The organism is Limnohabitans planktonicus II-D5 (assembly GCF_001270065.2).
GTDB lineage: Bacteria > Pseudomonadota > Gammaproteobacteria > Burkholderiales > Burkholderiaceae_C > Limnohabitans_A > Limnohabitans_A planktonicus.
The window spans coordinates 33,651-48,239 of the sequence record NZ_LFYT02000027.1 but is presented as its reverse complement, the minus strand read 5'-3'; the positions used below and the strand labels follow the sequence as shown (position 1 = coordinate 48,239).

Annotated in this window: 10 protein-coding genes; all 10 read right to left on the bottom strand. The window is 58.9% G+C overall.

Annotation, left to right across the window (positions count from 1 at the left end):
• Positions 1 to 175: 175 nt before the first annotated feature.
• Entirely contained in the window at positions 176 to 2,140 is a 1,965-nt protein-coding gene (locus H663_RS36905) for a TRAP transporter large permease (protein WP_053173802.1), read from the bottom strand.
• Positions 2,137 to 2,760: a TRAP transporter small permease subunit gene (locus H663_RS36900; RefSeq protein WP_053173800.1), complete on the bottom strand. Its 624-nt coding sequence runs from the start codon at positions 2,758 to 2,760 to the stop codon at positions 2,137 to 2,139. Before H663_RS36900 ends, H663_RS36905 begins: the two co-directional genes overlap by 4 nt.
• 68 nt (positions 2,761 to 2,828) lie before the next feature.
• Positions 2,829 to 3,962, bottom strand: coding sequence for a TRAP transporter substrate-binding protein (locus tag H663_RS36895; RefSeq protein WP_205872744.1), 1,134 nt, complete (start codon positions 3,960 to 3,962; stop codon positions 2,829 to 2,831).
• Between the two features lie 145 nt (positions 3,963 to 4,107).
• Positions 4,108 to 4,734 carry a TorD/DmsD family molecular chaperone gene (locus H663_RS36890; protein WP_053173796.1) on the bottom strand — a complete coding sequence of 209 codons (627 nt, stop codon included), beginning with the start codon at positions 4,732 to 4,734 and terminating at the stop codon, positions 4,108 to 4,110.
• A 9-nt stretch (positions 4,735 to 4,743) separates the two neighbouring features.
• Complete coding sequence (locus H663_RS36885; protein ID WP_240620557.1) at positions 4,744 to 6,894, bottom strand: 4Fe-4S binding protein; 2,151 nt, start codon at positions 6,892 to 6,894, stop codon at positions 4,744 to 4,746.
• Positions 6,821 to 7,576: a DUF3306 domain-containing protein gene (locus tag H663_RS36880; RefSeq protein ID WP_053173793.1), complete on the bottom strand. Its 756-nt coding sequence runs from the start codon at positions 7,574 to 7,576 to the stop codon at positions 6,821 to 6,823. Before H663_RS36880 ends, H663_RS36885 begins: the two co-directional genes overlap by 74 nt.
• Positions 7,569 to 8,135 carry a DUF3305 domain-containing protein gene (locus H663_RS36875; protein ID WP_053173791.1) on the bottom strand — a complete coding sequence of 189 codons (567 nt, stop codon included), beginning with the start codon at positions 8,133 to 8,135 and terminating at the stop codon, positions 7,569 to 7,571. Before H663_RS36875 ends, H663_RS36880 begins: the two co-directional genes overlap by 8 nt.
• Before the next feature lie 15 nt (positions 8,136 to 8,150).
• The gene (locus H663_RS36870) at positions 8,151 to 9,641 is read right to left on the bottom strand and encodes a sensor histidine kinase (RefSeq protein WP_133240057.1); all 1,491 of its coding nucleotides are present in this window, start codon (positions 9,639 to 9,641) and stop codon (positions 8,151 to 8,153) included.
• Between the two features lie 124 nt (positions 9,642 to 9,765).
• The gene (locus H663_RS36865; protein ID WP_053173787.1) at positions 9,766 to 12,723 is read right to left on the bottom strand and encodes a molybdopterin-dependent oxidoreductase; all 2,958 of its coding nucleotides are present in this window, start codon (positions 12,721 to 12,723) and stop codon (positions 9,766 to 9,768) included.
• Positions 12,720 to 14,534: an NADH-ubiquinone oxidoreductase-F iron-sulfur binding region domain-containing protein gene (locus H663_RS36860; RefSeq protein ID WP_053173785.1), complete on the bottom strand. Its 1,815-nt coding sequence runs from the start codon at positions 14,532 to 14,534 to the stop codon at positions 12,720 to 12,722. Before H663_RS36860 ends, H663_RS36865 begins: the two co-directional genes overlap by 4 nt.
• Between the last annotated feature and the right edge of the window lie 55 nt (positions 14,535 to 14,589).

Sequence of the window (14,589 nt, the reverse complement as noted above, 5' to 3'; positions counted from 1 at the left end):
ACCTAAGCAAGCAATTGCATAGGTCATCTTACTGTCTTGAATACAAGCTTTCCATGTGAAAACCCTTACTCACGATTGATTTGCGTCAAGCAGGTGACATGCCAATCGAGGAAGGACTTCAAGAAAGAATCCACACACACAAAACGCCAGGTTCCGTGTGCGTGAACGCCGTTCTTTACTTGTACAGAACCTCAGGCAACCACATGCCGATGGCCGGGAACAAGTAGAGGAGCACAATCGCAAAGACCTGGATGGCCATGAAAGGCAGCATGCCTGCAAAGATCTGGTTGAGCGTGACGTGCGGTGGGCTCACACCCTTCAGGTAGAACGCGGCCATGGCCACCGGAGGGCTGAGGAACGCGGTCTGCAAGTTCAGGGCCACCAACAAGCCAAAGAACAAGGGATCGATGCCGAAGTGAGGCAGCAAAGGGATGAAGATCGGCATGAAAATCACGATGATCTCGGTCCACTCCAGGGGCCACCCCAACAAGAAGATGACCACTTGCGCCAGGATCATGAACTGCACGGGCGTCAGGTCCATGCCCAGCACCCAGGTGTTGATGATCTCTTGCCCGCCCAGCAGCGCAAACGCGGCCGAGAAAATGCTGGAGCCCACAAACAACCAGCACACCATGGCGCTGGTTTTGGCCGTGAGGTACACCGACTCTCGCAGCACCACATAGTTGAGCCTGCGGTAAGCCGCAGCCAGCAACAATCCACCCAGCGAACCCATGGCCGCCGCCTCGGTGGGCGTGGCCAGACCAAACACGATGGTGCCCAGCACCGCCAAAATCATGAGGGCCAGAGGGAAGAACGAACCCAGCAGCATCTTGAAGATTTCAAGGCGCACAAAACTGAAGTACGCATAAAAGATGGCCAAGGCCACTGCGCAACTGGCCAAACCGATCCAGAAAGACAGTGGCGCGGGCAAGCGCTCGGCATCGGCTGCGGGTGTTGCTGCCGCAGCAGTGACCGCAGCACTGGCAGGAGCAGGAGCATCGGCTTTGGCCGGCTCTGCCCCAGGTGCCGCATCTGATTTGGCGACCTCGGTCGAACCGGGTGGTGTTTGCAAGCCATCGGCTTCGGGTTCAGCCAAACCACTGACACTGGAGGCCTCTTCTTCGGCGACGGCCGAATCAGACAACTCGCCACCCATGGCCACGACGCCCTCCACCGCCTCGACTGGCAGAGGTGCTGTGACTTTGAAGTAGATGGTGCCCATGATCGCTGCCACAGCCAAAAGCGGCAGCAAAGCAATGACCAAGTGGTTGAGCAAGTCACGCATGGGCACGGCCGCATTGCGTTTGCCTTTGATCGCACCAATCAAACCAGGCAATACAGTGCTGCTGATGTCTTTGGACACCACTTGCGCAAACGCTGGCAAAGGCACGATGCGGTCTTCAGCCGACATGGGCGGGGCCATGCTGGGCTTGATTTTGGCAATGATGACCACATACAAGACGTACAAAGTGGCCAGCATGATGCCCGGGAAAAACGCCCCGGCGTACAGCTTGACCACCGACACGCCCGCCGTGGCACCATACACGATCAGCATGACCGAAGGCGGAATCAAGATGCCCAAGCAACCACCTGCAGTGATGGCACCGGCCGAAAGTTGCACGCTGTAACCAGCACGCAGCATGGCGGGCAGCGCCAACAAACCCATGAGCGTGACCACCGCGCCCACGATGCCTGTGGCCGTGGCAAAAATAGCGCAGGTCACGATGGTGGCCACCGCCAAGGAACCCGGCACACGGGCCATGGCCAGGTGCATGCTCTTGAACAATTTCTCGATCAAATTGGCGCGTTCAATCAGGTAACCCATGAACACGAACAAGGGAATCGAGATCAGCACGTCGTTAGACATGACCGAATACGCTCGCTGAACCATCAGGTCGAGCGTTTGCTGAACCGCCAAATCGGGGTTAGCGCTTCGGTAAGCAATCCAGGCGAAGATCATGCCCATGCCCATGAGGGTAAAAGCTGTGGGGAAACCCAACATGATCGCCACCACCACCAAGGCCAGCATCAACAAACCCAAATGACCGTTGGTCATCTCAGAGGGTGCAGGCAGCAACACAAAGGCCGACAGCACGACCAAGGCCATGATGGTCAGGCCAAACCAGACTTCTTTTTTCATTTTTGATTTCCCTTGGCAGTCGCCAGCTCGCCCAACTTGGCAATGTCTTCGTCTTTCACGTTGACCATTTCTTTGAGTTTCTCGACATCGACCTCGTCCACATCGTCGCCACGCTTGGGCCATTCGCCTTGCTTGATGCACACGATGCACCGCACAATTTCAACCAAGCCTTGAGCCAACAAGAAAGCACCCGCAATCGGCAAGATGGTTTTGAATGGATAGATGGGCGGACCGTCGGCCGTGATGTTGGAGTGTTCGTTGATAGCCCAGGACTCGGCAGCAAAGCCATAGCCGGCATAGGCCAAAGCCACCACACCGGGAATGAAAAACAGGATGTAAAGAATCAGATCGAGCCAAGCCTGCAGACGAGGCGGGAAAAAGCCATACAGCACATCGCCTCGCACATGACCGTTCTTGGACAAGGTGTAGGCACCCGCCATCATGAACAAAGTGCCATACATCATGCTCATGACGTCAAAGGCCCAGGCGTGGGGGCTGTCCAGCACATAGCGGGAGAAAACCTCCCAGGAAATCATGAAAGTCAAGGCCACGATCAACCAGGAAAAAAACTGACCGATCCAAGTGCTGACTTTGTCAATAAAGAGCAACAGGTTTTGCATAAGAGAACCACATAAATGAATCAGCCATCCAGGAGACCTGGATGGCTGATGGAACTGTCAAATGAAAATCAACCTTTTTTCGGTTCGGCTGCTTTGGCACCAAAGAAATGGTTCACAGCCATGCGGCGGCTGATGTTGGTGTCCTGGTCCCACTTGACCGCACGCTGAGCGAAGGCACGTTGCGATTCCACGATTTCCTTGAACAAGGGATTTTCCGCAGACTTCTTGGCAACGATTTCGGTCCAAATTTTCAGTTGGTCTTGCAAAATCGCATCGGGTGTTTTGTAGAACTTGACCTTGTCCTTGGTTTGCAACTCGATGTAGTCCTTGGAATAGCGGTCAATGGCTTTCCATGACATGTCGGCAGAAGCGGCCTCTGTGGCGATGGCGATCACCGACTTCATCTTGGCAGGCAGAGCGTCGTACTTGGTCTTGTTGAACATGATCTCGAACGTCTCGGCGCTCTGGTGGTAGCTTTGCAGCATGCACACTTTGGAGACATCGGGGAAGCCCAAAATACGGTCAGAGGTGGCGTTGTTGAACTCAGCACCGTCCAGCAAACCACGGTCCATGGCAGGCACGATTTCGCCGCCTGGCAAGGCGTTCACGGCAGCGCCCATGGCGGTGAACAGGTCAATGGCCAAACCGTTGGTGCGGAACTTCAGGCCCTTGAAGTCAGCCGACTTGGTGATTGGCTTCTTGAACCAACCCAGTGGCTGAGTGGACATGGGGCCGTACAGGAAGGACTGCACGTTGCCGCCAATGGAGGCGTACAACTTGGCCAGCAGTTCAGCGCCGCCGCCGTACTTGTGCCAAGACAAAATCATGTTGGCGTCCATGCCAAAAGCTGGGCCGGAGTTCCACAGGGCCAAAGCGTTTTGCTTGCCGTAGTGGTAACCCAGCACGCCGTGACCGCCATCCAAAGTGCCTTTGGACACGGCTTCGAGCAAACCAAAAGCAGGCACCACAGCGCCAGCGGGCAGCACTTCAATCTTCAGATCGCCACCGGTCATGTCGTTGACCTTCTTGGCGTAATCCAGGGCGTATTCGTGGAAGATGTCCTTGGCGGGCCAAGTGCTCTGCCAACGCATCGAGATAGGACCTGTTTGGGCCTTGGCGATCATGGGCGCAGACAATGCACCTGCGGCTACAGCGGCACCCTTGAGGAGGTTGCGACGACGTGGGGTTTTGGCTTCGGTCAAGGAGGTCTCCAGTGGTTATAAAAAACTTTTAAGCGTGAAAAGTTACCGCTTGGTTACATTATGTGAGGAGACCGCCTCAGCCCTCTAAGTGAAAACCCGCAATCTACTTGTCATTTTTTTCACTGTGATTCGAAAAAACTTTCAATCAGACCACCAAATCAAAACCCTGCGACTCCACGCTGATGAAAGCTTCAGTGAAAGCCGCCACGCGGGCATAAAAAACGGCACGCGGCTGCGACTGCAACACTTGGCACAGGGCGGGCAACCAGGTTTGCACATGTTGATTGAAAAAGGCTTGCTGACGCGTCAGGTTCGACACCGCCACATCGTCGCCCGCAATCAGAAAACGCATGACTTCAAATACATAGGCCACATGGTCTTCTGTTTCAAACATGGCTTCACTGCGTGCCAAGCCCAGCTCGGCCAGGTCATCACGCAGGCGCACCAAAGGTTTTTCGTTCAAAAATCCACTGAGGTAGTGCGAGCCGTAAAGGTAAACCTCGGGCTTGCCCACACCGCCAAACAGGCGGTTGTATTCGGCCACCACCTGATCATGGTTCAGGCTGCGTGCGCTGGCCACCAAATCGCGCCAAGGCTCCTCCAAAAAGCCACCTGCATCCGGCGCTTCGGTCACGGCCACTTGGAGTTGGCCCAGCAGTTCGGCGCTCGGCGCGGCGTAATACAACTGGGACAGCAAGCCGTAAATCTCGGCGCGGGCGGTTTCTTCGTCCAGTGCGTGGCTGTTGGCGGACACATTCAAATCTTGGCTCATGGCAACAACTTATTGGGATTTGGAGGGGGTGTTGGCACCGGGGATGCGCACCTGGTTTTCGTCGGTGAACATGTCCACCACGCGGCAGTCGCCGCACATTTTCAGGCGCTCCAGAGCTGCGCCCTGGAACATGCTGTGCCCAGCCAGGCGACCCAACATGGCTTCGATGCCCTTGAGCGTGCCAAAAGGTTTGCTGCAGCGAATGCAGGCATAAGGGGGGCTGCCGTGTAAAACACGGACTTGCGTGCGTTCGGCCAACAGCGACAGGCGAGGCTGCAAGGTGATGGCGTCTTCGGGGCAGGTTTTGGCGCACAAGCCGCACTGCACACAGTTTTTCTCGATGAAACGGATTTCGGGCTGCAGCGGGTTGTCTTGCAACGCGGATGAGGGGCAAGCCCCCACGCAGCTCATGCACAGCGTGCACTTGCTGCCGTCGACTGTGATGCTGCCTAATGGCGATCCGGCAGCGGGCAAATCGAGCGCTTTGGGGCGCGAGGCCTCGTCCATGGCCATCACGGGTGACTGGGCCATGAGGTGGTCGATGACCAGCTCCAGGTTGCTGCGCTTTTCAGCCTGCACGGCGTGGCGGGCTGCGACGGCGGGACCTGAGGGCAAGCTGCTGGCCTTGAGGTTGCGGGCGCACAGGCGCTGCAAATCGCCGTCCAAAGCCGTGGTGGTTTTGGCTTCGATCAGCTGGAAATGCACACCGGTGTAACCCAGTCCGTTCAGCAGACTTTGGGCCACAGCCATTTGTTCCATGAGCGCGGCGCGGTACTGCGGTGCTTCTTCGTCGGTGAGCAGCACCATGACTTGGCGTGCACCATAGGCCACGGCCGAGAGCCACAGCTCCATGCCCACACTGGCCGTGTGCCACAAGGCCACAGGCATCACGCGGGCGGGCACGCCTTGCATGACGCCCAGCTGCGCACCCCGACCCAGCTCGTCGATCAGGGCCTGGCCTTTTTCCTGGCTGTGCAGCAGCAGCGCGGCGTCGCGCCCGCCAGCGGCCTGGTAGGCCGAGAGCAGTGCGCGGATCTTGGTGCCCTGCTCCGCCGGGCGCGGGTAGGCGTAGGTGAGAGCGCCTGTGGGGCAAGCCGTGGTGCAGGCACCGCAACCCACACACAGGTTGGGGTTGACCACGATTTGTTGGCGGCTTTTATCCGAGCGCACAGCTTCGGCAGAGCAGATGTCGATGCAGGCGCTGCAGCCCACTTGCTCGTTGCGGCTGTGGGCGCAGAGCTTTTGTTTGTAGGCAAAAAAGCGTGGCTTTTCAAACTCGCCCACCAGTTCGCGCACCTTGAGCAGGGTTTGCAGGTCTTGCCCATCCCAGCGGAAATACCCCTGAGGCAAGGCGTGCGAGGTGAACGTGGGTGAGGCTTGGTCACCGCGCAGGTCCAGCACCACGTCAAAGCGCTCGGTTTGCGCACGCGCGTCACGGCCAAAGTCAATGGCACCCGCAGCTTCGCACACCTTGACGCAGTCGCGGTGTGAAGTGCAACGCGACAGGTCCACTTGGTAATCGAGGCCAATGGCCTGCTCGGGGCAGGCGGCCACGCATGCGTTGCAGCGGGTGCACAGGTCCAGGTCAATCGGGTTGCTGGCGTCCCACGACACCTCGAAGGCTCCCAACCAGCCTTTCAGGCCTTGCAAGCGACCAGCCACCACCGGAAAGCGTCGCTCCTGGCTGCCCCCGGCCTTGCCGGGGCCTTGCGCAAAAATCGTTACCTGCATCGCATCGGCCAAAAAGCTGGCCGCGCGCTCGGCGGCATCCACAGCGCCGATGATGAGCACGCGGCCTTCGCTTTTATAGGTGACGGTGGCCACCGGTTCGGCTTCGGGCAGGCGGGCTGCGGCCAGCAAGGCGGCCATTTTGGGTGTGGCGTGCTCGGCTTCACGGCCCCAGCCGCCGGTTTCGCGGATATTGACGAAGCGGATCGGTGAAATCGCGCCTTCGGTTTGCTCGGCCAGTTCACTGAACAAACGCTTTTCTTGGGTGCAGGCCACCACCACGGTCTCGCCGGTTTTCACGGCTTTCTGGAATTGCCCCGCCTCGCGGCGGCACAAAGTGGTGTGCAGCGTCAGGTCTTCACCCAGTGCTTGGCCCAGAGCTTGGGCTTGCAGGGGCATGGTTTGGTTGCAGTTGCAAATCAGGGTGGTCATGTTCTGGGGGTGCGGTTACTGTGGGCTGCAGCACGGAGCTGACCGGTCCTGCCGAATCAGGCAGGGAAGGCGGCGACTGTGCCACAACTGGCGAGACTTCCTGCGCAGCGGGACTTTGATCAGGGTTTTCACCGAGGCTTGCGCCATCACTGCCTGCGGGCAACGCGGGCTCGGCCGGGGCCTCAAGCTGCGCAGCCGATTCATGGGGTTTGTCCAGCAAACCGAGCAGTTGCGCACCCACCATTTTTTGCAACATGCCCGCAGGCAGGGGGTCGGGCGTGTTGTAGTCGCCGATGTAAATGTCCAGACCGTCCATCATGTTGAAGTGCGGGTCGGTGAACAGCTTTTTCACAGCGGCATTGCGCACTTCAGCAGGCACCCCCTGGCGCATGAAAGACTGAAAGTCAGAAGCTGGCGTGAGCGCTTGTGCATCTTGCAAAGTGGGCAATGGCGCTTCTGATTGGGCGCTGGCTGCTTGCGTCTCCAGTCCATCCGGATGCAAGGGTGGGACATTTGCAGGCTGTGAGGCCCCTTTCGCCACCGGCGCAAGTCCCTGTGTCAGTGCGCCGCCGCTTGGCAAAGTAGGGGCGTGGCTGGCTGGCTGCACCGGCTCATCTGCGGGCAAACCTTGGGCAGCTGCTTGCTTGCGCCGCGACCACCGACTCAAAAAATGATCACTCATGCGACTGCCCTCCACCGCCTGGGCCTCGGCGCTTTTGGCTCGTGCTGACCGATGCCGGTTGCCCAAACCGGTCGGTCAGGCCTTGAAAGCTTTGCGGGCGTTGGCGTTTCTTGACCTCGGGCACAAAGTGTTGCTGCACAAAGGCGCGCACGGCCTCCACCAGCACCCCAGGGGCCGCCACGGTTTCCACGCTTTCTTGCGCATCCAGCCAGCGCCCGGCATCGTGGTAACTCAGACTCACGGCCTGTGGCACCGCCAGGGGCTCCAGGCCCTCGCGCTCTTGCAGTCGCCACATCACAAAAAAGCTGGGTGTGGGCGCGCTGACATTGAGCCAGTAACCCTCGGCATCGTCGGTGAACAGCTCCACCGGCCAGCCGGGATAAAGCCACAAGGCATCACCCTCGTTTTCGCGCAAACAGCGTGGCGTGAGACCAAAACTGTCTTCGTGCGGCACCACGTCGTCGAGCACCCAACGCGACGATTGCCAACGGGCCATGGGGCCTTGCAAGGGTTCTTTGCGCATCAACACGGCCACGGTCGTCAAGACAAATGCAGACATCTTTTTCTCTTTGTTTCAAGCCAACAGGGTGTAGTCGATGGTGGGCAGGCGCAATGTGAACACTGTGCCCTGCCCAGGCTCTGACGTGAAGGTGAGCTTGCCCCCATGCGACTCGATGATCGATTTGCTGAGCCACAAGCCCACGCCCATGCCTTCGGATTTGGTGGTCTTGAACAGGCTGAAGACGTCGTCCTGGCGCTCTGGATCAATGCCCTTGCCGTTGTCCTGCACATGCAGCTCCAGGTGGTCTTCAAACACCTGGCCACGAATGCTCAGGTGTGGGTGCCGCACCTGGGATTCCAAAATGGCGTCAATCGCGTTGTTCATCAAATTCAGCACCACCTGCTGCAACTGGGTGGCATCCCCTGTCAACCGAAAATTATCGTCAAACTCGGTGCTCAGGTGGATTTCAGACTCCAACAATTTGAAACTCACCAGATCGGCCACATCCATCACCAGGCGCTCGAAGTCTATGCGCGTGTATTCGCCCTTGCTCATGCGAAACAGGTTGCGGAGTTTGCGGATGATGTCGCCAGAGCGCTGGGTGTTTTTCACAATCGCATCGGCCACCGTCTTGAGAATATTCAAATCAGGCTGCGTATTCTGGGACATGGCCGCCGAGAGCTTGGTCTGCACCAACTCGGCATGCAGCATGGTGGCCGTCAGCGGCTGGTTCAACTCATGGGCAAAACTGGCCACCAGAGCGCCCATGCCAGCACTTTTGTTGGACAAGGTCAGCTGCCGGATGATTTCCTCGCGCTCTCGCAACAAGGCCCCCAAGTCGTCCGAGTGCTGCTGAAACAAGGCGGCGCGTTCCTGTTCGCGTGCCAGACGTTGCTCTGCCTGAATACGGGCCCGGTGCGTCTGATCGATAAAGATCTGCATGAAGCCGACGTTCAACATGCTGATCGCCACGAACTGTCCGGCAAACACAATGAACTGGTCCCAGGAGACTTCATAAAGATTGGTGGCCCCATAGCCGGCCAGCAAGGCAATGGTCTTGATGCCCAAGGTGACCGTCAGCACGCCGCCTGCAGCCTTGACCGACGTGGCACCTATCGTGTCGTGCTCAATGCCGATGCGCTGGCCCGATACAAAATATTCCAAGCAGTTGAAGGTGAAATAGCCGTAAAAAACCAGCATGACCACTTCGACTGAGGCCCCCGAAAACTGCAAGGCGTAGGTCAGGGCCACAAACGCCAGATTCATCAAGCCATGCGCCCACATCCACCGGGCTGAGGCCGCATCGCCCAAGGAACGCAAAGCGATCTGCCGCCCCCAGTTGCCCAAGGTCATGAGCAGCATCCCCAGCACCACCACCATGTCGTCACTCAGGAAACCCCGGCTGCCAAACACGCACAGACCCAGCGCACTGAAGATGCCCGACAGACTCCACAGCGACACCAGACGGCTGCGAAAACGCGCCAGGCCATACCAAATGGCCGCATGCAGCATCAAATAAAGAAACGCGTCCATCCAGAAGATGGTTTGCACGTCAGGAATCACACGGCTCTCCTTGGCTGGCACCCGCCATGCGCGAAACCGCAAGCCCGCGCATGACAGAACAAGCCGCAGATTATGCGGTCAGCGGGGGTCAGGGTGACATGTGCGGGGCATTGGGCCTGCGATGTCAACGACGGGTCGAAGCTTGTTGACCGTAACCCTGCACCACCGAAAGCTCACCCCCAGCCCGGATGGCGACTGCACAGTACTTGAACTCGGGAATTTTCCCGTAAGGGTCCAGCGCTGCGTTGGTCATCAGGTTGGCCGCTGCCTCGTAGTAGGCAAAGGGCACAAACACAGCCCCCTGGGGGGTGCCATCGTCGCGCCTGACGTGCAAAGTGACTTGCCCCCGGCGCGACTCGATGGTGAGGACATCACCCGTGCTCAAACCCAATTGGGCCAGATCGCCACCACACATCGATGCCGTGGCCATAGGCTCAATCGCGTCAAGCACGGTGGCACGACGGGTCATGCTGCCTGTGTGCCAGTGCTCCAGCTGCCGTCCGGTGATCAACACAAAGGGATATTGGGCATCGGGCCGCTCATTGGCGGGAATGATGTCAGCGGGCACGAGGTTCACACGGCCGTCTTCGGTCGCGAAGTGGTCAAGGAAAACCGTGGGGGCACCCGGGTCATCGGCACTCAAACAGGGGTAGGTGACACTGGACTCGCGCTGCAAACGCTCCCACGTGATGCCCGAGATGGCAGTGTGCATGGTCCGGCGCATTTCGTCATACACCTGGGCCACCCCATCAAACTCGCCCGCGTAACCACAGGCCAGTGGACGACCACGACCCCAATCCCCAGCAGGGGCCGACGGGGTGTGCGAGGCATAGGCACCGATGCGCTGGGCCATCTGTTGAATGATCCACAAATCAGGTTTGGCTTGGCCGGGCGGGGCAATGGCCTGTTTGCCCAGTTGCACCATGCGATCGGTGTTGCTCACCGTGCCATTTTTCTCGGGCCAAGCGGTCGCAGGCAACACCACATCGGCCAGCCAGGCGGTTTCGGTCATGAAAATGTCCTGCACCACCAGGTGCTCCAGCGAGGCCAAGGCATGGCGGGCATGGTTCAGGTCCGGGTCGCTCATGGCGGGGTTCTCGCCCATGATGTACATGCCGCGCACCTTGTGCGGATCGTTCTCGGGCGCCAGGATCTTGTGCATGATTTCCACCACCGTGTAACCGGCTTGGGCGTCCAGTGGGGTGCTCCAGAAATCTTCAAACCAAGCGTGCGCCGCTGCGTTGGTCACGCGTTGGTAGTTGGGAAACATCATCGGGATCAAGCCCGCGTCCGATGCACCTTGCACATTGTTCTGGCCGCGCAGCGGATGCAGGCCAGAGCCGGGCTTGCCAATTTGTCCGGTCACGGTGACCAGTGCAATCAAGCAGCGCGCATTGTCGGTGCCATGCACGTGCTGGCTCACGCCCATGCCCCAAAGAATCATGGCACCTTTGGCCTTGGCAAATGCGCGCGCGACTTCACGCAAAGTCTCTGCTGGAATGCCGCAAATGGGTGCCATCGCTTCCGGGCTATAGCCTTGGACGTTCTCGCGCAGGGCTTCGTAGTTGTTGGCCCGCTTGGCAATGAAGTCCTGGTCGGCCAAGCCCTCTTCAATGACCACATGGATGAGCGCATTGAGCATGGCCACATCGGTGTCGGCTTTGAATTGCAAGGTGCGCCATGCGTGTTGACCCAAGTCTGTGATGCGCGGATCGGCCAGCACGATCTTGGCACCGCGCTGGGCTGCGTTTTTCATCCATGTTGCGGCCACGGGGTGGTTGGCCGTCGGGTTGGAGCCAATCACAAAAATCAGGTCGGAATGCTCGACGTCATTGACCTGGTTACTCACCGCACCTGAGCCCACGCCTTCAAGCAGCGCGGCCACGCTGGAGGCGTGACACAAGCGGGTGCAGTGGTCCACGTTGTTGGAGCCAAAGCCTGTGCGCACCAGTTTTTGGAACAAATAGGCCTCTTCGTTGCTGCATTTGGCAGAGCCAAAACCAGCCAAGGCTTTGGGGCCAAATTGATCGCGCAAGTTTTTCAGCTGGCCAGCACCCAGCGCCAGCGCTTCTTCCCAAGTGGCTTCACGAAACACCTCGGACCAGTCGGTGCCCTGCTCGGACATGCGTTGGTTCAAACGGTTGAGCAAATCTGGATCTTTGGACACCCCGGCCTTGCGGATCAAGGGCACCGTCAGGCGCTGTGGGCTGGCTGCATAGTCAAAACCAAAACGGCCCTTGACACACAAGCGGCTGTGGTTGGCAGGCCCGTCACGCCCGTCCACGCTCACGATCACGTTGTCCTTGACGTTGTAGGTCAGCAAACAACCCACACCGCAAAACGGACAGACCGAATCCACCTTTTTGTCGACCACCTGGCTGCCCACTTGGGTTTTGGGCATCAAGGCACCCGTGGGGCAGGCCTGCACACATTCACCACAAGCCACGCAGGTGCTGGCCCCCATGTCATCGCCCAAGTCAAACACGATCTCGCTGTGCGCGCCGCGCTGTGCAAAACCGATCACACCGTTGACCTGCTCTTCACGGCACGCACGCACACAACGGTTGCATTGAATGCAAGCGTCCAGGTTCACGGCCATGGCCGGGTGCGTCATATCGGCCTGCGGCTGTTCGCGGCGCAGTGCTTGGAGCTCTGGGCGCACGCGCACGCCCATGCGGTCAGCCCAGTCGCTCAACTCACCATGTTGCCCGGTGTCTGTGGCGGGACCATCCGCGTCGTTCCATTTGTACCCCACGTCGGGCATGTCAGACAGCAACATCTCCAGCACCATTTTTTGGCTTTTGACGGCTCGCTCGCTCTGGGCCTGCACTTGCATGCCCTCGGTGACGCTTCGGCAGCAACTGGGGGCCAGTGTGCGATCGCCTGCAATCTCGACCACGCAAGCGCGGCAATTGCCGTCTGCGCGGTAACCATCCTTGTAGCAAAGGTGTGGAATATCGATGCCATGGCGCTTGGCCGCCTGGAGGATGGTTTCGCCCTCATAGGCATGCAGGGTTTTGGCATCGAGTTTGAACTCAACGGTTTTCATCGTCACTTCGGTCAATGAGGTTGGTGCGTTCACAGCGAAGCTCCAATTTCCTGAGGAAAATATTTTTGAATGCACCGCACCGGGTTGGGTGCCGCTTGACCGAGACCGCAAATGGAAGCGTCGGCCATCACCTCGTTGAGGTCTTCCAGTGTCGTGTTGTCCCAAACAGGGGCGTCCATCAACGCCGCCGATTTGGCCGTTCCCACCCGGCAAGGGGTGCACTGACCGCAGCTTTCCTGGGCAAAAAAGCGCATCATGTTCAGCGCGGCATCGCGGGCTTTGTCTTGGTGCCCCAACACAATCACTGCCGCTGAACCGATGAAGCAACCGTAAGGCTGCAAGGTGTCGAAGTCCAGTGGTATGTCACCCATGCTGGCGGGCAAGATGCCGCCCGAGGCACCTCCGGGCAAATAGGCATACAAGTCATGGCCTGGGGCCATGCCACCGCAGTATTCGTGGATCAACTCTTTGACGGTGATGCCCGCAGGTGCGAGTTTGACCCCAGGGTGTTTGACGCGCCCACTGACGCTGAAACTGCGAAGGCCTTTGCGGCCATTGCGGCCAAAACTGCTGAACCATTGCGGGCCCCGCTGCAGGATGTCGCGCACCCAAAAAAGGGTTTCAAAATTGTGCTCCAAAGTGGGGCGGCCAAACAAGCCGACCTGTGCAATATAAGGCGGGCGCATGCGCGGCTCACCCCGTTTGCCTTCAATGCTTTCGATCATGGCGGACTCTTCGCCGCAGATGTAGGCACCGGCACCGCGGCGCAACTCGATCAAAGGCAGGGCACAAGGCGGGTTGGCGCGCAACTTCGCCAACTCGGCCTCCAGCAGTTCTCGGCAGCCGTGGTATTCGTCACGCAAATACACGTAGCAAGCGTCAATGCCCACCACCTGTGCCGCCACCAGCATGCCCTCCAGAAAACGGTGCGGGTCGCGTTCCAGGTAAGTGCGGTCCTTGAACGTGCCAGGCTCGCCCTCGTCAATGTTCACGGCCATCAACTTGGGCGAGGGCTGCTCACGCACGATGCGCCACTTGCGCCCTGCCGGAAAGCCTGCGCCGCCCAGGCCGCGCAGGCCCGAGTCTTCCATGGTTTTGATGCATGACTCTGCGTCGAGTACCCCCGAAGCCAAGTCCTTGAGCAAGGCGTAACCGCCTTGCGCCAAATACGCATCCCAACCCACATACGCAGGCGCGGTGGTCACATGGGACAAAGGGGGCACCGATTGCAGCGCCAGCACTGCGGCATCAAATTGGGCTTGGTCTGTGGGCTTGGGGTGGCTGTGCAAGCTGGCATGGACCGCCTGCACCACGGCCTCAGTCGTGGCAAAAAGCACTGGATGCTGGTGCACCACCACCGCGGGCGCTTGCTCACAGCGGCCAATGCACGGCGCAGCCACCACACGCACATCGCCTGAGCCCAAAATCTGCGGCAATCGGGTCAGCAAGTTTTGTGCACCGGCCAATTCGCAGCTCAATCCGTCGCAAACCCGCACGGTCAGGCCTGGAGCGGCAGCCTCACCCTGGATGACTTCAAAGTGGTGGTAGAAAGTGGCGACCTCGTAGACCTCAGCCATCGGGATGTTCATCTCTTTGGCCAAGGCCACCAAATGGTGATCGTGCAGGCCACCAAAATGGTCGTTGAGCACATGCAAGTGCTCAATCAAATGATCTCGCCGATGGGGCGCAGGGCCCAACAATGCGCGCACGGCCGCCAAAGACGCATCGTGTGGTTGACGGCCCTTGAGTTTGCTTTTGGTGCGGATGCGTTGGCGCATATCGTCGACCGTCGCCAAGGTCACGGACGATGACAAATCAGGGACTGAGCTTTGAGATTTTTGCATGGATGAATCATTGAAACATAAGGGCGTCGAAGCGGCTTTTGTAAACCCAAAAGCC